The following is an 18,117-nucleotide window of genomic DNA, read 5'->3' as shown; positions in this document are numbered from 1 at the left end:
GCAATAAAATCGATCAGTTGAACTTTATAAAGTAATCATCCAAATTAAACCTATGAAAGTTGGCATTGTATTATCAGGTGGAGGCATTAGGGGAATAGCACATTTAGGGGTTTTAAAGGCCTTTAGCAATTTGGGCATAACCTTTAGTCACATTAGCGGAACAAGTGCAGGAGCAATAGCTGGGGCCTTTTTTGCCGCTGGCATAGATCCAGAAGAAGGCTTAAACATTTTTCTTAAAACGAAACTCTGGCGCTTCGTACGCCCTGCAGTGGGTTCTCTGGGTTTAATCAATATCGAAAACACTTCTCTGATTTTAAAGGAATATTTTCCGGAAGATTCAATTGAGAAGCTAAAAATACCTTTAACCATTGCTGCTGTAAATTTTAGCGAAGGCCGATTGGTTTATTTTACAAAAGGACCGCTTATTAGGGCTATCCATGCCTCTAGCTGCATACCTGGTATTTTTAAACCCATTATGATTGATGGCCAGATGTATGTGGATGGCGGCATTTTAAATAATTTTCCGGTTGAACCTTTAATGGATGACTGCGATTTTATTATAGGCTCGTCCTGCAACCACCTTAAGCCAGTTGATAAAATTACCGGTATTACAAATTTAATGGGTCGTGCCGGTATAATGTCTATCAACCACGATATGGAAAGAAAAGCAAAATTCTGTAACGTATTAATCGAACCAAAGGGTTTAGGAGCCATTAGTACATTCGATATGAAACGTGCAGAAGACATTTATTGGCTGGCACACGAAGAAGCCTTGATTACGATTAAAAACAGCCCAACCATTTCTGAATTAATTACAAAATAACAAGTGGCTTCACTTGTGTATTCTTGCCATATGTAATATTTAAACTACAACAAAATAGTTTATATTAAACAAATAAATGAGTGTAAAAAATACACTTATGCAATAAAAATATTACAATTCTCTTGGTGTTGAGATAATATTATTTTACTTTAGGATTATACTTTGCAAATGCAGAGGCAATTAACCTAAATGTCTATCTATGTTTTTCAACCTGATTATTCTTTTTCAAAGAAGAAGAATTCCTGTTTTTACGATCTTCTAACTTGACTTCCAAGTCAAATACAGATCATTAATTTTTACCTAAAAAAAAACCTAAACATGAAATTCTTAAAATTAAATAAAACCCTATTAACGGCCCTGGCGCTAACCACAGTATTATTCGCATGTAAAAAAGAAAGACCAACTGAAACGGCAGATTTAGAAAAACCAGAAATATCAGCTGTTAATCCGCTTGGCAATATCCAGATCTGTACAGAAAGATCATTAGATGGAACTACCCCAAGAGGTGCCGTTCTAAAGTCAACTAAATGGACTCCGGGAACTACAATTAAGGTAAGTTTAAATGGAAGCACAGCAGCCATTAGAGCTAAAGTAATTCAATATGCAAAGGCTTGGGAACAATATGCCAACATCAAATTCAATTTTGTAACAAACGATAATACCGCTAAAATCAGGGTAAGTTTTGTAAGTGGGGATGGATCTTGGTCGTACATTGGAAAATCAACGCCTAGCACCGGTGCGACTATGAACTATGGTTGGTTAACTGCAACTACAGCAGATTCTGAATATAGCCGCGTGGTCATCCACGAATTCGGTCATGCATTAGGATTAATCCATGAGCACCAACATCCATTAGTGGCTATTCCTTGGGATAAACCTGCTGTTTACGCCTATTATGCTGCAGCGCCAAATTACTGGACCCAGGCTGATGTAGACAATAACTTATTTGCAAAATACAGTACCACACAGACCAATTATAGCGCTTATGATAAATATTCGATCATGCACTATTCGGTTCCAAATGAATTAACCATCGGTGATTTCGAGGTGGGATGGAATACCGTATTATCACCTACTGATAAATCATTTATCGCTTCGGTATATCCATTTTAGAAAATAAATTATTACACATAGTGGTTTTAAATGACCACTATGTGTATTTTGATGTGATAAAATAAAAACAGATATGCTGATCGCTTTGCGGATTTCCTTTGTCAAACCATTTTTAGCCTGCTTAACCTTCCTTTTATTCTGCCAAATTGCACCTGCACAAGATAGTCTCCATAAATGGGAGATAAAGCCTTATGCAGGCATTCAACAATCAAGATTTGATTGGTCTATTGCAGGTAATGCGGCGGGAACCAGTCCGAATGTATTATCAGAACTAATCTGGAAAAATCTTAAAGGGCCTAGTTTTGGCTTAGATATTAAATACAATATTACTGAGCGGCTTAGCATTAAAGCCGCTAACCAATACAGCAGCATAACCCAGGGCGAGGCAGAGGATACCGACTATGCAGAAGATAACCGGCAAAGTGCCTTTTATTTCGATCTGCTCAACGCAGATAAGGGTTATTTATACGATGCCAATTTACAGCTCAGTTACCAACTGGTAAAATTTGGTAATTTTAACATCAATCCAATTGCTGGACTTTCGTATAATCAACAAAAATTCCATCTGTTAGAAAGTGCAAATAACCCTGACAGCAAAGGCTTAAACTCTACGTATGTAGCAAGATATAAAGGATTCGATTTTGGGGCAGAACTTGTTTTTAAAATGCAGAAATTCAGTCTAGCCGCTACAGTTTTAGGCGGTTTTTATACTTATTCGGCGAAAGCGAACTGGAATTTAATACCTGATTTTGCAAAACCCGTAAGCTTTACGCATAAGGCAAATTCCTTTTCGTTAAGTGGCGATATCAATCTGGCTGTACCACTGAACAAAAGTTTACGGGTAGAAGTTGACTATAAAATCAATAACATCAACACTTACTCTGGTGTAGATAAAGCCTATTTTAATAGTCGATCAACAGAGGAAACTCAATTTAATGGCGCCAGCTTTAGAAAAAATGCAGTATTGCTGGGATTAAATTTTAGCTTTTAATTTTTTAAAGCCACCAAGCGCTCCCCTTCTAATACCGGAATGGTTTTGCAAAGATTTAGCTGCAAACAGAAAACAACATCTTCTTCTATATTCAACTGAGCCAAACGATGGCTATGTGATGATTTGTGAAGATATTTCCTCAGATCTGCTTTTGCTAAGGTATACAAATCTTCTGCAGCCACACTAGAGTCATCAAAATGTTGGAAATTCTGACGGAGATTATTTACCACAGCACCAGCAAAAAGGGTATCTTCTAAATTGAACTGATCCTTCCAACCCGCGCAGAGCAAAAGCACATTTTTATCCTGGTTTTTCAAATAGCTGCAAAGCGCATCTAAATTCAGGAAAGATCCAATTACAACCTGATAGGCTCTTTTCTGTGCCAAATGTAAGGCCTTGGTTCCGTTGGTAGTAGTTAAAACGACCGTTTTTCCGTTTACTTTTTCATGGGTATAAGAGAATGGCGAGTTACCGAAATCATAGCCTGCAACTACCTCTCCATTTCGTTCTGCTGCCAATAAAAATCCGCTATCGCGATAGTTTAAACAATCTTCTACCTGAGCTACGGGAATAATCGCTTCAGCACCATTATCTATCCCATAGGTAATAGATGAAGTAGCTCTTAAAATGTCGATCACGACCACAATACTCTGCTCGATATCGTATAAGTCGATCAAGGCCGGAGTTAAGCAAACTTCTATTTTTTTTGACATACTCGATATTTTATTCATTTATAATTTCTTTTACCTTTTCTTCTAAGAGTTTTTGATCCGGTAAATAAAGTTGATATTTAGATACAAAGATTTTGTTGGATAGCCCACCGGTTGCATATTTAACCAAAAATTCATTTTTATCTGCAGCAATGATAATTCCTATCGGATCATTATCGCCTTCGGCATTTTCTTCCTCTTTGAAATAGTTTAGGTAAAAATTCATTTGGCCAATATCCTGATGTTTTACCTTTTTTGTTTTTAAATCAATCAATACAAAACACCTGAGTATTCTGTGATAAAATACGATATCGACAAACATGTGTTCATTATCGACAGTTATTTTAAACTGCCTCGCGACAAATGAAAAACCCTTACCAAGCTCCAGTAGAAATTTCTGAAGATTATCAATAAGTCTTTTCTCTAGTCCTGATTCTTTAATGATACTGCCTGAAGGGATGTTTAAAAACTCAAAAACATAAGGATCTCTGATTAGATCATCAGAGCTATTGATTATTTGACCTTTCTCGGCTAAAGTTAATACACCTTCTTTATCTTTGCTTAGTGCTAGTCTTTGAAATAAGGCTGAATCAATTTGGCGTTTCATTTCTCTAAAACTCCAATTTTCTTTTATAGCCTGTGCTTCATAAAAGCTTCTGGCGAGTTGATCAGAGATGGTTAAGAGTTCTGCATAATGGCTCCAGCTAAGAAAAATGCCAGACAGTGTTTGGCTTTTTGAGAATTCGCCAGACACTGTCTGGCGAATTAAATCTTCGTCTGCTAAGGATTGAAATTTGGGATAGTTTATATAAAACAAACGCATAAGCTGCAAACTTGACCGGCTAAATCCTTTGCCAAATTTTAACTTCAAATCTGCAGAAAGCGTTACCAGCAATTCCTTACCGTACTCGGCTCTCTGTTTGCCGCGTTGTTCAAAATCAACAATATATCTTCCAATTTTCCAATTGGCAATAATCAGTTCAACATTAATTGCTTTTATCGCATTCTGCTTCGCCGTTTGTAAAGTTGACCCAATGTGGTAAAGCAGCTCGCTATATTTATTTTCTTCCAGTTCCATCACTTCAAAAAATATTGCTGCCTTAGCTATAAATATTATTTGTAAAAAGGAAACTTAACCACTTTAGCTTTAATTGGCGTATTGCGGATTAAAATAAAAACTTCAGTTCCTTCTTTAGTGAAGTCTTTTGTAATGTAGCCCATACCTATTGCTTTTTGCAAAGAAGGTGCCTGGGTACCAGAAGTTACTTTACCGATAATATTTCCTTCGGCATCGGCAATTTCATAATCATGACGTGGAATACCACGATCGATCATTTCGAAACCAACCAATTTCTTTTGAATACCAGCTTCTTTTTGTGCCAATAATGCCTCCGAATTGGTAAAAGATTTAGAAAATTTAGTAATCCAGCCTAAACCAGCCTCAATAGGCGAGGTTGTATCATCAATATCATTTCCGTATAAACAGAAACCCATTTCTAAACGCAAAGTATCGCGGGCACCTAGGCCAATTGGCTGAATGTTGTATGTTGCACCTGCTTTAAAAATAGCATCCCAAATCTGATCAGCATATTGGTTTTCGAAATAAATTTCGAAACCACCAGCACCAGTATAACCTGTTGCAGAAATAACTACGTTATCAACACCAGCAAAGGTACCTTTAACGAAAGTGTAATACTCCATTGATGCCAAATCAACATCAGTTAATGTTTGTAAAGCATCTGCTGCTTTTGGGCCCTGAATGGCTAAAAGAGAGGTTTGATCTGAAATATTGTGCATTTCTACATCTTTCGAATTGAATTGTTGAATCCAGTTCCAATCTTTTTCAATGTTTGATGCGTTAACCACCAACATATAGGTTTTATCATCTATTTTGTAAACCAAAAGGTCATCTACAATACCACCATCTTTATTTGGCAGGCAGGAATACTGAACTTTTCCATCATATAGTTTAGACGCATCGTTACTGGTTACACGTTGAATAAGATCTAACGCGTTTTCACCCTTAAGAATAAATTCGCCCATGTGGCTTACATCAAAAACACCTACACCGTTACGAACAGTTGCATGTTCGGCATTAATACCTTCGTAAGTAACAGGCATATTATAACCTGCAAATGGAACCATTTTAGCGCCTAAAGCGATGTGTTTTTCTGTTAATGCGGTGTTTTTCATCCGTAAATTTTATTTTTTTATGATAATGAAGCCAGTATAGCTGATATGCTGTGAATTATGACGGCTTTATTCGTTATTCTTCTTGGGGTGCAAAAGTACTAAGAAAAAGACAAAACTTTGGCGTTAATTAAGGAGTTTTTAGATGATTTTTCTATTCATCCTTCATGCTAAACTTGTTTCAGCATCTATTAAAAGATCTGTCCTCAGATAACACAGCATCAACTAACTTTCATTAAAACTTAACACTAATATCAAATAAATAATTATAATTTACGCACCAAATCACTTGGGTATAAATAAAAGCATATGAAAAAAATTAATAGTTATTTCACCTGGAAAAACTTTGCAGACAACTTCCAAAACGAAGTAACAGGAGCAAGGGATGTACACACAAATATGTTAAAAAGTGGAGTTAAAGAAAATAGTTATACTAAAATGGATTTTACCTTTATTTCTGACAAAAAGGAAAACCTTATCAATCTAGGTGATTTCATAAAATCGCATTACCCATACACCCTATCAGAAATAAACAGTTATGAAGGCTTATCGGAAATTAGCGGAGAAACTAATGAAATCCCAATTACCTCAGAAAACCTTCTTTACTGGGTAATCGATATGTATAAAAGAGGTTACGAATTCGACGCTAAACTTGATGCTTATGGTGGCTTGTACGACCCTAACGAGCAAAGTTTTCCTGATCTATCAAGCGAAAAAGAAAGCTTTTATTTCGACAAAGCGCTGGTATGTTATGAAAATGGTGATTTAAGCGGTTCGATTATCAATTGGTCGTTAACTTTAAATATAAACCCGAGGAAAGTTGATTCTCTTTACTCAAGAGCAATTGTAAAAAATGAATTATATAGATGGAAAGCTGCACTAGGAGATTACAATAGTGCAATCACAATAGCTCCGGATTTTACAGCCGCACTGCTTAATAGAGGAGGATTAAAGGATGAAAATGGAGATTATCAAGGTGCTATTGCTGATTATGAAAAAATCCTCTCTTTTGATCATACAGATTCAGAAGATAAACAAAGCGCTTATTATAATCTCGGTAACACAATGCTTAACTTAAAAAATAAAGAGCTTGCTTGCCATAACTGGAATAAAGCACTAGAATTTGGCGCAGATTATGCTAAAGATAGAATAAACAAACATTGTGTTTAAGCCGAAGACTCTTAGCGATGAAAAGCAAAATCATATTTTTTATTTCCTTTGCTGGAATCTCTATTATTTTTAGATTTTTCTGTGGTGTTTATGTTCACGATGAGTTTGGGGATAAAGAGTTGTTCATCAAACATCGCCCTATATGGAAATGGAAATTTTATTCTCCGATCGGTATGTCTGATATGAAATTTGAAGATTTATCCACTGAAGAGAAAATTGAACAAAAATATTTTAATGAATTTGTAAGAGAAAGGGGTCTGAGCCGATAAGTTCACGACCTATTATACACGCACCAATTCTTCGTAAATCTTCAGCATTTTACTGGAGATTAAATGAACACCATGGTCGTTTTCTACTGTTTTGCGGGCGTTCTCTCCTATTTCTACCCATCGTTTAGGGTTAATGATACACTGTAAAATCGATCGGTAAAATTCATCTGCAGAATCGGCAATTAAAATATCGTGCCCATGCCTGCAGTTAATTCCCTCTGCGGCAGTAGTGGTGGCAATAATGCATTTTTTCATGGCCATGCCTTCAATAATCTTTACCCGCATCCCGGTGCCAGAAATTAAAGGAACAATCATAATTGCTTTGGAATTCATAAATTCTACCGCATCAAAAACTTCTCCTTCTACAATCAGATTTTCTGAGTCGTATTCGAAGAAATGTTTCTGCATGTTTTTTCCTGCGATATAAAAACGGAGGTCTTTATTTAGTTTTTCAATATCGGGCCAGATATCATCCAAAAACCATTCTAGCCCTTCCTGATTTGGCCGCCAATCCATTGCGCCCAAATGAAAAAGTGTAGGAAAACTGGTTTTACTTTTATCTACTTTATATTTTTCTAAATCGATGGCAACGGGAAAAACCGACATTGGAATTTCGCAGCCGAACATTAATATACTTTGGCGGTCGGGCTCCGAAATGGCAAAAATATGGTGGAAACGGTTAATCTGATCGGTTTCATACGCTTTAAGCCGCTGAGCCAAAAAAGCCAGATATTTACGCCTGATTAAAAACTTTTCTGAATGAGAAAGACGTTCCCAAAGGGTAAATTCGATATTGTGTGCCCTATAAATGAGCTTTGCATTGCTATTTGCCTTAACCACATCCAGATAAGGAACAACAAAAAGCCCCTCAAACTGAATAATATCGAACACATTTTCTCGTAGGAGATTTTCTAACTGCCGGGCAGCATCTTCGCTATAGTACCTGGAAACATTGTACGATTCGTTAGTGAAAATATTAAAAAAAGCCGACCATACATTTACATCGGTATCTAAATCGTAGGTATGATATTTAATCTGTTCAAAAATAGGGTCGTAGATATCCTCGATATCAATCCGTCCTTTTGTGGGGTTGAGGCTAAACAAAGTAATATCTGCGCCAAGCTGCAGCAAACCTTTTATGGTATTATAAACCACGATAGGATAACCACTATTTGGCGGAAAGGGAACCCGCTTAGTAATCAACAGAATTTTCACAATGTTGTGAAAATACGAAATTTTAGGCGTTTTTTGAAAACAGTTCTAACTGAGGGTCGCTCACATTAAAAGTTCTGCGGTGAAAAGGCGATAAGCCGATTTCGATTACAGCCTTACGGTGTGCAATAGTTGGGTATCCTTTATTCTGCTGCCAATTGTAATGCGGAAAATCGACGTGCAGATTGGTCATATATTCATCGCGGTGGGTTTTGGCCAATATAGAAGCTGCAGCGATATTTAAATACTTACCATCGCCCTTAACAATGCAGCTGTGTGGAATTTGCGGATAGGTTTTGAATCGGTTGCCATCAATTACCAGGTATTGTGGTTGGGTATGTAATTTTTCAATCGCCCTGTGCATGGCTAAAAAAGAAGCATTTAAAATGTTAATGCGGTCGATTTCTTCATGATCACAAGAAGCTACTGCCCAGGCTAAAGCTTCCTGTTCTATTATGGGTCTCAGAAAGGCTCTTTGCTCATGCGATAACTGCTTAGAATCATTTAATCCTTCCAACACAAAACCTTTTGGCAATATTACTGCCGCAGCAAAAACAGGACCAGCGAGGCAACCTCTTCCAGCTTCATCACATCCGGCCTCTAATAATTCTTCCTGATAGCAGTTTAACAACATGTTGCAAATCTACTGAATTAGAGATACTAAGGAAATTATTTTGTTCAACATCTTTTAAACATTAATTTTAAACCACAATATAACCTCGCTGATCCAAGCTAATGAAATATAACGAAACCTTAGCCCTTCGTGTAGCCGAACGTTTAATGCATCTACAAGATGTAGAGGAAAAAGAAATGTTTAGTGGGCTTATTTTTATGGTAAACGGCAAAATGTGTATTGGTGTTTCTAAGAGCAGCATGATGGTGAGACTCGACCCGAATACTTTAGAAAATTTATCAGATAAAGATGGCTGGCAGCAGATGGTGATGGGCGGTAGACCAATGAAGGGCTACATTTCGGTATCAGAAGATGTTTTGGGCCGGAATGATGAGCTTGATTTCTGGGTTAACCTCGCGCTGGCCTTCAATCCTTTTGCCAAAGCATCTAAAAAGAAATAATCAAATACACAATCTATTGTCCTATCGCCCCGTCTTCAAACACTAGCAAGAGCCATATTTTTTGATTAATTTTGTGTTTCTAATCAAATTTTATGAAAAAACTTGCTGCAATGGCAGTACTTCTGTCATGTATTTCAATTACCGTTTTTGCGCAGGTTAAAAGAACGGCTACACCAACAAGTCCAATTAAAGAAACTGCTCCGGCACAACTAAAAACTGCAAGTCCTCAGGGTCATTATTGTGATTACTGTAAACTCAATTACCCCGAATCGCATTTCCCTTGCATTATGAAATCCATTAAAGGCAAACTGGATGTAACTACAGGCGAAGTAAGTTTTTTGGCCGGGCAACCTATTGGCGGAATTGTGGTAAAATGCGGCAAAAACCCTGGAGACGATACGGTTACACTAGTGACCAACCAAAATGGCGAAATAGAATTTAACAATGCCAGCGCAGGGAATTATAAATTTATCATTTTAGTGCCTTCCACTAACCCAAAATCGCGGGTAGCGGGCACACCAATCGGGGGGATAATTGTAAAAGGTGGTAAAAATCCTGGTGGAAGTTTAATTACTGTAATTACGAACGAAATCGGAGAAATCGAACTCAATAACCTCCCTGTGGGCACTTATAAATTCACCGCAATGGGGGCTTCTGCAACGGAGAAAAGTAATCCTTTATACAAATCGAGTTATTCGGAAAAAGTAAATCCATTATATAAAAACTAAAATCGTTAAATTTACGCTGCCTTCCATTTTTTGGCACTATTATGGAATCTTTCAAGTCTGTGCATCTTTAAATTGTTACACATTTAAAACACACATTATGAAACGTTTAAATTTAATATTGAGCCTTGCCTTTCTTTTGCTCGGTTTTCAATCTTTTGCCCAAACCAATAAAGAAACTACAGTAAAAATTGTAGCGGATAAAAATTATACTTTTGTTGCCAATACCGCCATGCCGATGTCGAACAACGATATCAGTAGAGTATTAGCAATGATGCCAGGCAGTCAAGGTGGTGGTTCTATAAACCTGACGGGTTCGCAGTACGATGTTAAGGTTACCAAAGACAGTATTGTTGCTTACCTACCTTATTATGGAAGATCGTTCTCTGCTCCGATGGATCCTACTCAAGGCGGCATTAAATTTACCTCTAAAGACTTTACCTACACAGAATCGAAGAATAAAAAAGGATCGTACACCATCCAGATCAATACAAAGGATGTGAAAAGAGAAAATTATCGGTTTACCATTAACATCTCAACTAATGGATATGCCTCATTAACAGCGAGCAGCATGAATAAACAACCTATTATTTTTAACGGTTATTTAGACGAGCCGAAGAAAAAAGATTAAAAGTTTGTCATCCTGAGCCTGTCGAAGGACCTATCTAAATTAATATTAAGGCATTTCGACAAGCTCAATGTGACATATCGATAAATTAAACTACTTTTTAACCAATTCGATCTGAAAAATATGTGGCCACTTTTTACCGGCTACAAAAAGTCTTTTGGTTGCTTTATCGTAAGCGATACCGTTTAGCACATTATTAGCCTTTGCATCTTCAGTTTTAAAGTAATCGGCTGGCAACAAACCTGATAAATCGATCTTGCTTTCTACAGCACCAGTTGCTGGGTTAATAATCAGGATATCATTGGTGGTGTAAACATTTGCATAAATTTTACCGTCGATGATTTCCAGTTCGTTTAGATTTTGAATGGGCCCTTTATTATCAAAAACATCAATCGAACCGGTTTTTTGATAAGTATCTTTATTTAAGAAAAAGATGGTGTTCGAACCATCCGTATTCAATACTTTCTCACCATCAAAAGCCAGGCCCCAGCCTTCTCTGCCAATAGTGTACGAAAATTCAGCTAGTTTTTTAAAGGTAGCTTTATCATATACAAAGCCAACTTTTTCGCGGTAAGTTAACTGAATAATTTTGTTTCCGATTACGGTTATGCCTTCACCAAAATACTGTTTATCTAAATCCGCTTTCTGGAGGATTTTCCCTGTAGAAGGATCCACTTTACGTAAACTGGAATGACCATAATCGCCAGCACTTTCGTAAAAAAAGCCATCATGATATTCTAAGCCCTCCACATACGAAGAGGTGTCGTGAGGCAAGGTTTTAATCACTTTATAGGTATATTCCGTTGGCGCCTGAGCTGCCAGGACATTAATGTTCGAGGTTAAATCTTCAGATTTTCCGGCACCAAATATTTTGGCTGTTACCAGATGGTTACCTAATTTTAAACCTTCAGTTTTAAGTTTAGTGGCCGAAGTGTCGGTTTTTGAAACGACTTTAATGGTATCAATTAAGTAAACTACAGAATCTACTTTTTGCTCAGCGCCAAACTGCACTTTAACCTCAAATTCATTTCCTGACGGCACATTAAGACCTGTCATTGGAGAAAGAAAACTACGGTAAGTTATGGTAGAACTGTCTTTACACGAACTTACGAATGCAAGCGCGATTCCGATAAATATAAAACTTTTGATGGGGTTAATCTTCAGGCCAAAACGCATCTTCAATATGGTTTAAATTATAATTTTTATTTTTTGTAAATGTAATTGCAATAATATCAAAACGGACATCATTTTGATGGTTCATTAATTCAATATAGGCATTAGCGGCCAATTCCATTTGTATTTGCTTGGCTTTGTGTACAAATTCTTCCGGTTCGCCAAAAGCAACCGAGCTCCGGGATTTAACTTCGACAAAAATCATGATCCCGTTTTTATAAACGATTAGATCTACCTCGGCTTTACCATGTGTCCAGTTTTCATCTAAAATCTCGTATCCCTTATCTTCCAGATACCGTTTGGCAATACTTTCTCCTTCTTTACCTAGATCATTGTGAAGTGCCATCCCTAATAATTATTGAATGAATGAATTTTATAGTTTCTTTATCTAGGACGATCGTCATGATTGAAAAGCCGTCATTTCGAGCGGAGTGCAACGCAGTCGAGAAATCTGTCTTTGTAGATCTCTCCCGACTTAATGTCGGGACTACACTTCAGTCGAGACGACGACATCTCTACAAGGCTCCTGGCATTTGTAATTTATTTAACAATAACAGAACCCAGGAACTTAGAAATCTCTCGTTCAACCCCTTTAATTACCCCATAACGCTGCATTAAAATCATTTGGTTATCTTCGTTCTTCTCCTCTTTAATTTCTTTCAACAGGTTCATCAATATTTTTTCGACTTTACGTTTTTTAAGGTGAAAAATACCGCCTAAAATAGTGGCTTTTAAATTCATCGATTCATCTTTAACATAGATAAGATGTTTATTTAACCAGTTCTCACTTAATGCATATTCTGAGGTTGAAAGTGTAATGGCCAGATCGGCAATATCCCTATCCTCATGTTTAACAAAGTGGTTCGATGTGGGTAATCTGCCATTGTCGATTTCTGATTTATAATAATCGATAATTCTTTTGCAAAGTGGATCATCAAATTCTACATCGCTCAGGTTTTGCATGATGAATGAACCGATGTACATATCATCAATTTTATCCCAGTTTACAAATTCGTGTCCGAAAGCCAGTAATAAGCGCACAATTTCTTTTTCCTGATGCTCATTCTCTTCTACGGGTTGTTCGTAACCCATAGGGCCTGCACTATCATCCCATAAATCATCGGGTGGACCAAGTGGCTCAGGTGCACCTGAAAAATATGGTTTTGGACTTGATGACGGATTTGCCCGCTGGTTATTATCAAAGCTTTTTTTGAGCTTAGTCGAACGCATTTTGTTTAATTCGCTCAGTAGGATATGCTCATCAATTTCGAGCAAACTGCTACACTCGCGGATAAAAACAGAAGCTTTAATTGGGTCAGGAATTTTGGCAATACTCTCCACAATATCGCGGATAATGCCTGCTCTTTTAATCGGATCATTACCCGCATCTTTAAGCAGCACATTCGCTTTATATAAAATAAAGTCTTTCCTATTTTCCTCGAGATAGGTTTTAAAAGCACCTGCCCCAACATGGTGCATATAAGAATCGGGATCATGACCATCGGGAAAGGAAACAATTTTCACGTTCAGACCCTCTTCCAAAATCATATCCAAACCACGGAGCGAGGCCTTAATACCCGCAGCATCGCCATCAAATAAAATGGTAATATTCTGGGTAAAACGCCCGATCAGTTTAATCTGCTCTACCGTTAACGAAGTACCTGATGAGGCCACTACGTTTTCTATTCCAGCCTGATGAACGGAAAGCACATCGGCATAACCTTCCGCCAGGTAACAGTTATCTAAATCGCGAATGGCTTTTTTAGCATGAAATAAACCATACAGCACATTCGACTTGTGGTAAATCTCACTTTCCGGTGAGTTTACATATTTCGGAACGTTTTTATCCGTTTTTAGCGTTCTGCCACCAAAACCGATAATCCGGCCTGTAAAATTATGGATCGGAAACATTACCCGGCCGCGAAAGCGATCGTAAATTTTGCCGTTATCGTTTTTGATCGATAATCCGGTGGCTTCTAAAAACTCTAATCTATGTCCGGCGTTGATTGCGCTTTGTGTCATCGCATCCCAAACGTCGGGAGAATAACCCACCTCGAATTTCTTCAGGATATCTTCTCTAAAGCCGCGCTCTTTAAAATAGCTCAGGCCGATCCCCTTACCCTCATCCGTCTCCCAAAGTTGTTTTACAAAAAATGCAGCAGCGTACTGCGAAACTACGTAAAGACTTTCTTTGGCACTTAGCGCTTCGGCATCCTGAGGGCTTAGTTCGGCTTCCTCAACCTCTATATTATATTTATTGGCTAAAAATTTAAGTGCCTCCGGATATGAATATTTTTCATGATCCATAATAAAGCGCACTGAATCGCCTCCTTTACCGCAACCAAAACATTTGTAAATACCTTTAGTTACTGATACGTGAAAGGAAGGGGTTTTTTCGCCATGGAATGGGCAATTACCAATTAAACTGGTTCCGCGTTTTTTTAAGTGCACAAAATCCCCAACTACCTCCTCAATGCGGGCGGTATCCATTATCTTATCTATCGTTTCGCGGTTTATCATATACGCACAGCTCTTTCCTCTTCTTATTTAACCACAAAGATAACAGAGAAAAAACACAAAGAACACAGAGAAAAAATTCTTTGTGTTCTTTGCGAAAATACTTTGCGCACTTTGCGGTTAAAATGCCTACTACTTCACCATAGGCAATAACTGATCAGCAACCAATTTATTACCTGTTTCATTTAAGTGTACCCTATCAACGGTTAAAATTCCTTTTTCTTTATCTTCCGGATTGTTTTTCGCTTCGTATTCGGCAAAAATTTTCCTTAAATCGCATACAGGGAGATTATTTTTCGCTGCTAATGTTCTAATCCCTTCAGCATATTTATTCAAATCGGCATCTAGCTCATTCGTACCATCTTTTTTCTCACCAACAACTGATGGAGTAACCAATACCACTTTGCTACCTACACCCTGAATTTTATTGATCAAAGCCTGATAAAACTTTAAATATTTGTCATAATCGGTTCCGGTATGAGAAGATTGTTTATGCCAAACATCATTAATACCGACATAAATCACCACTAAATCGGGTTTCTTGTTGAGCACATCATCTTCTAAACGCAGGTATAAATCGTAAACCTTGTTGCCGCCAACTCCGGCCCCAATTACATCATATTTAGTAGAATCAAGCGATTTTTTGATCAGGGTTACATATCCGTTTTTAGAAACACCCTGTTGGGTAATCGAGTCGCCAAAGAAGATAATGCGTTTTGGTTTAAATGTCATTGATGTTAATGCAAGTAAGCAAAAGCTTAGTAAAATACTCGTTTTAAATAATGTTTTCATTGTATAATTGGTTAGGTTATTTTTTATCGGTCTTTTTAAAATCCAGGTCCTGAAAATCGAAACTAAAATCGGTTAGCGGCGAAATCGCTTCTATTTTAAAACCATCGGCCAAAGCATTGTTATCTAAACTAAAATTAACAAAAGCATCGGCATCTAAACTTCTATCATACCATTTTACAATAAAGGTATTTCCTTTGTAATAAGTCATGTCGCCTTTCAATTTTGGAGCGTTTTTGGCCTGAAAATGCATCTTGCCGTTCACTTCACTAATGGTCACATCGCCAAACCATGAATCGTGGAAAGTGCCATAATAATGTTTAGCATCTGGCTTTGTGGCCGACAGTTTTTGCTGAGCCGCAATATCGTTCCAAACTTTGCTCACCATTTCATCGGCCTGTTTTTCGTTTCTGAGCCTGTTATCGTTATAGGTTTTAATCCTATCTTGTCCTTTAATACCAAGATAACCATCTTTAATCGAATTGGTGATCGAATTAAAAGCAGCACCGGATTGCTGGTTGGTTAATACAATAATGCCCAATTTCATTTCGGGAAGAATGGTTACCTGCGTTACGATTCCAGATAGACCGCCAGTATGCGTAGCCTGAAAATTGCCGTTTACATTGCTTAAAAACCAACCTAAGCCATAACTACTGAAAGCTGCCGGATTACTACCTGCAATAATGGTCTGTGGGGTCCAAAGTTCTCTTGCTACAGCAGGGCTGAATAATTTCTTGTCCAATGCCTCACCGTATTTCCCACCATTAATCATCGCCATTACCCATTTGCTCATATCGGTGATGTTCGAATAAATTCCACCGGCGGCATTTGCGATCTCTCCGAAGCTTAGTCCTACGGGAAGCAGTTTACCTTCATAAGGGGCATGGCCGTCAATTACATTCGATTTGTCTTTTAAGCGGTACCAGGAAGCTGCAGTTTTGGTCATGCCCAACGGTTTAATGATCCTGCTTTCAATAAAATCTTCATAGGTAATACCCGAAACCCTTGCTACCACATCGCCAGCAACAATATACATCAGGTTATCGTAATCGTATTTGGTACGGAAAGACGAAACTGGTTTTAAATAGCGGAGGTTGTGGATCAATTGCTTTTTATTTACTGTTGAAGAATCTGGCCAGATCATTAAATCGCCAGCCCCTAAACCTAAACCACTGCGATGTGTAAGCAGATCGCGTATGGTAAATTCGCTGGTTACATAGGCATCGTACATTTTGAACTCGGGAATTACATCGGTAACTTTAGTATCCCAGGTGATTTTCTTTTCATCAACCAGCATACCCAAAGCGGCCGCGGTAAAAGCCTTTGTATTTGATGCCACGCCAAAAAGCGTATACTCATCAACCTTTTTATTGGTTTTGATAGAACTTACGCCATAACCTTTTAAATGGATTATTTTACCATCTTTAATTACAGAAACTGCAATTCCGGGAACATTAAAGATGGTGAGTGTTTTTTCTACAACACTATCGATCTGTTTTGAAGTGAGCACCTGTGCATGCACATGAATGCCAAAAAACAATGATAAAGCAAATGATATTTTAAATTTCAATGAAGAAAAGAGTTGCATATTAATCGGTTTAAATAATCGTTTAAAGATAATAACCTGAGTTCGATTAATATTTATTCATATTGATTATTTTTTACTCTTTATCCCAGTGCGATCGTCATCGACCACTTACCCAAAGCCTTATTTGTCCTTTTCGAGTTTATAATCTTTGTGTACGATTAAAAAACTTGCTCTTTCTTCTTTTTTGAAAGGATAATCCCAGTTACCCTGATAGGTAATTTTGGTTGGTAATTTATCCTCTCCGAAGTAACCCATTTCTATATTCATCTGCACATCAAAATCAAAAAGCATGTTGCTGTATTTCATATCAACATAACGCCCCAAAATATTGAAATTTCGTTTATCGAAAATGGTAACCAGTTCTTTGATCATAATGCCATCTTTTGTCCAGCTGCTTAAATCGGGTTTAACTGAAACCTTAAAACGGTAAACCGGAATAGAATCGAGATAGGTACCGCTAGTGAAACCATAATCGTAGTACTGGCGCATATTGGCTGAAAATATTTCGGTTTTACTGCCAATAAAAGGAACTTTTACAGGCCTACCTGGATTAAAAATCAGTGTTTTGAGCTTGTCTTTATAACTTTCGTTTGTTCCACCCTTTCCGTCAGGCTTGGGTGCATTGGGTACAAAATCAGTATTATAGGCATTCATAAAAATGTAATCGAACATCTCTACGGTATAAAGTTGGTATTTGCCGTTTTTCTTGTAAATTTTTCCGGTATCCTGTTTTACCAGATACTCCATTTTATAAGGGCCATTATTGTTATGTCTTATTTTACGGTAAATTTTTCCATCAACCTTGTTCTTTTTATCGTAACTATAAATCCTGTTTTCGGCAATGAAAGTATAACGTTTCATATCCCTAAACGACTGATAAAAAGAAGTATCGTACATCACCTTTCTGATAAATGTTTCTACATTTAATTTTTCGGCCTTGATATTTACTGCAGAATCGAGCGTAATGGTTTTAATTGTATCAGGATTAAAACGGTTGATTTCCTGAGCAAAACCTGTGTTAAAGAGCGAAGTTAGCAGTAAAAACAAAAATACTTTTTTCATGGAAGGTAGATGTAAAAGGTAAAATGGATAATGTATCATGAAAGATGTAAAATAGGAGAATAATCAATTACGTCCATCTTACA

Annotated in this window: 19 protein-coding genes; 8 read left to right on the top strand and 11 right to left on the bottom strand. The window is 37.3% G+C overall.

The window, feature by feature from the left end:
* The first annotated feature begins 52 nt into the window (after positions 1–52).
* From AC07VK_RS13690 to AC07VK_RS13680, 3 genes are all read left to right on the top strand, one after another.
* The gene (locus AC07VK_RS13690) at positions 53–823 is read left to right on the top strand and encodes a patatin-like phospholipase family protein (protein ID WP_057931344.1); all 771 of its coding nucleotides are present in this window, start codon (positions 53–55) and stop codon (positions 821–823) included.
* A gap of 318 nt (positions 824–1,141) precedes the next feature.
* Positions 1,142–1,936 carry a M12 family metallopeptidase gene (locus tag AC07VK_RS13685; protein ID WP_492961097.1) on the top strand — a complete coding sequence of 265 codons (795 nt, stop codon included), beginning with the start codon at positions 1,142–1,144 and terminating at the stop codon, positions 1,934–1,936.
* Positions 1,937–2,009: 73 nt separating this feature from the next.
* Positions 2,010–2,927: a hypothetical protein gene (locus tag AC07VK_RS13680; protein WP_492961095.1), complete on the top strand. Its 918-nt coding sequence runs from the start codon at positions 2,010–2,012 to the stop codon at positions 2,925–2,927.
* Here AC07VK_RS13680 and AC07VK_RS13675 read toward each other — a convergent pair.
* Genes AC07VK_RS13675 through gcvT form a run of 3 tightly spaced genes read right to left on the bottom strand, consistent with a single transcriptional unit; the run spans position 2,924 to position 5,830 of the window.
* The gene (locus AC07VK_RS13675) at positions 2,924–3,640 is read right to left on the bottom strand and encodes a 2-phosphosulfolactate phosphatase (protein ID WP_492961093.1); all 717 of its coding nucleotides are present in this window, start codon (positions 3,638–3,640) and stop codon (positions 2,924–2,926) included. The two genes, AC07VK_RS13680 and AC07VK_RS13675, sit on opposite strands and share 4 nt — an antisense overlap.
* Before the next feature lie 10 nt (positions 3,641–3,650).
* Positions 3,651–4,715 carry a PDDEXK nuclease domain-containing protein gene (locus tag AC07VK_RS13670; RefSeq protein WP_492961091.1) on the bottom strand — a complete coding sequence of 355 codons (1,065 nt, stop codon included), beginning with the start codon at positions 4,713–4,715 and terminating at the stop codon, positions 3,651–3,653.
* Positions 4,716–4,750: 35 nt separating this feature from the next.
* A complete protein-coding gene (gcvT, locus tag AC07VK_RS13665) occupies positions 4,751–5,830 on the bottom strand; it encodes a glycine cleavage system aminomethyltransferase GcvT (RefSeq protein WP_492961089.1) in 1,080 nt (359 codons plus the stop codon).
* Positions 5,831–6,136: 306 nt separating this feature from the next.
* Here gcvT and AC07VK_RS13660 point away from each other — a divergent pair, with 306 nt between their 5' ends.
* Complete coding sequence (locus AC07VK_RS13660; RefSeq protein WP_492961087.1) at positions 6,137–6,997, top strand: tetratricopeptide repeat protein; 861 nt, start codon at positions 6,137–6,139, stop codon at positions 6,995–6,997.
* 17 nt (positions 6,998–7,014) lie between these two features.
* Positions 7,015–7,266, top strand: coding sequence for a hypothetical protein (locus AC07VK_RS13655; protein WP_492961085.1), 252 nt, complete (start codon positions 7,015–7,017; stop codon positions 7,264–7,266).
* Positions 7,267–7,278: 12 nt separating this feature from the next.
* On the opposite strand, the gene AC07VK_RS13650 is transcribed toward AC07VK_RS13655, so the two are convergent.
* Both AC07VK_RS13650 and rnhB read right to left on the bottom strand, forming a co-directional pair.
* On the bottom strand, positions 7,279–8,481 hold the full coding sequence (locus AC07VK_RS13650; protein WP_492952632.1) for a glycosyltransferase family 4 protein: 1,203 nt from the start codon (positions 8,479–8,481) through the stop codon (positions 7,279–7,281).
* A gap of 22 nt (positions 8,482–8,503) precedes the next feature.
* A complete protein-coding gene (rnhB, locus tag AC07VK_RS13645) occupies positions 8,504–9,112 on the bottom strand; it encodes a ribonuclease HII (protein WP_492961083.1) in 609 nt (202 codons plus the stop codon).
* A 101-nt stretch (positions 9,113–9,213) separates the two neighbouring features.
* On the opposite strand from rnhB, the gene AC07VK_RS13640 reads away from it, so the two are divergent.
* The 3 genes from AC07VK_RS13640 (at position 9,214) to AC07VK_RS13630 (ending at position 10,908) form a co-directional block, all read left to right on the top strand.
* Positions 9,214–9,552, top strand: a complete 339-nt coding sequence (locus AC07VK_RS13640; RefSeq protein ID WP_492961081.1) for a TfoX/Sxy family protein — start codon at positions 9,214–9,216, stop codon at positions 9,550–9,552.
* A gap of 92 nt (positions 9,553–9,644) precedes the next feature.
* Positions 9,645–10,280: a hypothetical protein gene (locus AC07VK_RS13635; RefSeq protein WP_492961079.1), complete on the top strand. Its 636-nt coding sequence runs from the start codon at positions 9,645–9,647 to the stop codon at positions 10,278–10,280.
* 97 nt (positions 10,281–10,377) lie between these two features.
* Positions 10,378–10,908 carry a DUF4251 domain-containing protein gene (locus tag AC07VK_RS13630; protein ID WP_492961077.1) on the top strand — a complete coding sequence of 177 codons (531 nt, stop codon included), beginning with the start codon at positions 10,378–10,380 and terminating at the stop codon, positions 10,906–10,908.
* 90 nt (positions 10,909–10,998) lie between these two features.
* Here AC07VK_RS13630 and AC07VK_RS13625 read toward each other — a convergent pair whose 3' ends face one another.
* The 6 genes from AC07VK_RS13625 to AC07VK_RS13600 form a co-directional block, all read right to left on the bottom strand.
* Positions 10,999–12,081, bottom strand: a complete 1,083-nt coding sequence (locus tag AC07VK_RS13625; protein ID WP_492961075.1) for a glutaminyl-peptide cyclotransferase — start codon at positions 12,079–12,081, stop codon at positions 10,999–11,001.
* The gene (locus tag AC07VK_RS13620) at positions 12,059–12,424 is read right to left on the bottom strand and encodes a YraN family protein (protein WP_492961073.1); all 366 of its coding nucleotides are present in this window, start codon (positions 12,422–12,424) and stop codon (positions 12,059–12,061) included. The genes AC07VK_RS13625 and AC07VK_RS13620 overlap by 23 nt, the downstream gene beginning before the upstream one ends.
* Before the next feature lie 194 nt (positions 12,425–12,618).
* Positions 12,619–14,598 carry a DNA primase gene (gene dnaG / locus AC07VK_RS13615; RefSeq protein ID WP_492961071.1) on the bottom strand — a complete coding sequence of 660 codons (1,980 nt, stop codon included), beginning with the start codon at positions 14,596–14,598 and terminating at the stop codon, positions 12,619–12,621.
* A gap of 129 nt (positions 14,599–14,727) precedes the next feature.
* Positions 14,728–15,387, bottom strand: coding sequence for an SGNH/GDSL hydrolase family protein (locus AC07VK_RS13610; protein WP_492961069.1), 660 nt, complete (start codon positions 15,385–15,387; stop codon positions 14,728–14,730).
* 16 nt (positions 15,388–15,403) lie between these two features.
* Positions 15,404–16,972 carry a serine hydrolase gene (locus AC07VK_RS13605; protein ID WP_492961067.1) on the bottom strand — a complete coding sequence of 523 codons (1,569 nt, stop codon included), beginning with the start codon at positions 16,970–16,972 and terminating at the stop codon, positions 15,404–15,406.
* Positions 16,973–17,092: 120 nt separating this feature from the next.
* On the bottom strand, positions 17,093–18,034 hold the full coding sequence (locus tag AC07VK_RS13600; protein ID WP_492961065.1) for a hypothetical protein: 942 nt from the start codon (positions 18,032–18,034) through the stop codon (positions 17,093–17,095).
* Positions 18,035–18,117 lie beyond the last annotated feature (83 nt).

Source organism: Pedobacter sp. GW821-FHT01D05, assembly GCF_059422505.1.
The sequence above is the reverse complement of the archived record's forward strand: the minus strand, read 5'-3'. Positions and strand labels throughout refer to the sequence as shown.

Bases quoted from the DNA above. Each gene is read 5' to 3' on its own strand.
- AC07VK_RS13690 (WP_057931344.1), top strand. From the start codon at position 53: ATGAAAGTTGGCATTGTATTATCAGGTGGAGGCATTAGGGGAATAGCA.
- AC07VK_RS13685 (WP_492961097.1), top strand. From the start codon at position 1,142: ATGAAATTCTTAAAATTAAATAAAACCCTATTAACGGCCCTGGCGCTA.
- AC07VK_RS13680 (WP_492961095.1), top strand. From the start codon at position 2,010: ATGCTGATCGCTTTGCGGATTTCCTTTGTCAAACCATTTTTAGCCTGC.
- AC07VK_RS13675 (WP_492961093.1), bottom strand. From the start codon at position 3,640: ATGTCAAAAAAAATAGAAGTTTGCTTAACTCCGGCCTTGATCGACTTA.
- AC07VK_RS13670 (WP_492961091.1), bottom strand. From the start codon at position 4,715: ATGGAACTGGAAGAAAATAAATATAGCGAGCTGCTTTACCACATTGGG.
- gcvT (WP_492961089.1), bottom strand. From the start codon at position 5,830: ATGAAAAACACCGCATTAACAGAAAAACACATCGCTTTAGGCGCTAAA.
- AC07VK_RS13660 (WP_492961087.1), top strand. From the start codon at position 6,137: ATGAAAAAAATTAATAGTTATTTCACCTGGAAAAACTTTGCAGACAAC.
- AC07VK_RS13655 (WP_492961085.1), top strand. From the start codon at position 7,015: ATGAAAAGCAAAATCATATTTTTTATTTCCTTTGCTGGAATCTCTATT.
- rnhB (WP_492961083.1), bottom strand. From the start codon at position 9,112: ATGTTGTTAAACTGCTATCAGGAAGAATTATTAGAGGCCGGATGTGAT.
- AC07VK_RS13640 (WP_492961081.1), top strand. From the start codon at position 9,214: ATGAAATATAACGAAACCTTAGCCCTTCGTGTAGCCGAACGTTTAATG.
- AC07VK_RS13635 (WP_492961079.1), top strand. From the start codon at position 9,645: ATGAAAAAACTTGCTGCAATGGCAGTACTTCTGTCATGTATTTCAATT.
- AC07VK_RS13630 (WP_492961077.1), top strand. From the start codon at position 10,378: ATGAAACGTTTAAATTTAATATTGAGCCTTGCCTTTCTTTTGCTCGGT.
- AC07VK_RS13625 (WP_492961075.1), bottom strand. From the start codon at position 12,081: ATGCGTTTTGGCCTGAAGATTAACCCCATCAAAAGTTTTATATTTATC.
- AC07VK_RS13620 (WP_492961073.1), bottom strand. From the start codon at position 12,424: ATGGCACTTCACAATGATCTAGGTAAAGAAGGAGAAAGTATTGCCAAA.
- dnaG (WP_492961071.1), bottom strand. From the start codon at position 14,598: ATGATAAACCGCGAAACGATAGATAAGATAATGGATACCGCCCGCATT.
- AC07VK_RS13610 (WP_492961069.1), bottom strand. From the start codon at position 15,387: ATGAAAACATTATTTAAAACGAGTATTTTACTAAGCTTTTGCTTACTT.
- AC07VK_RS13605 (WP_492961067.1), bottom strand. From the start codon at position 16,972: ATGCAACTCTTTTCTTCATTGAAATTTAAAATATCATTTGCTTTATCA.
- AC07VK_RS13600 (WP_492961065.1), bottom strand. From the start codon at position 18,034: ATGAAAAAAGTATTTTTGTTTTTACTGCTAACTTCGCTCTTTAACACA.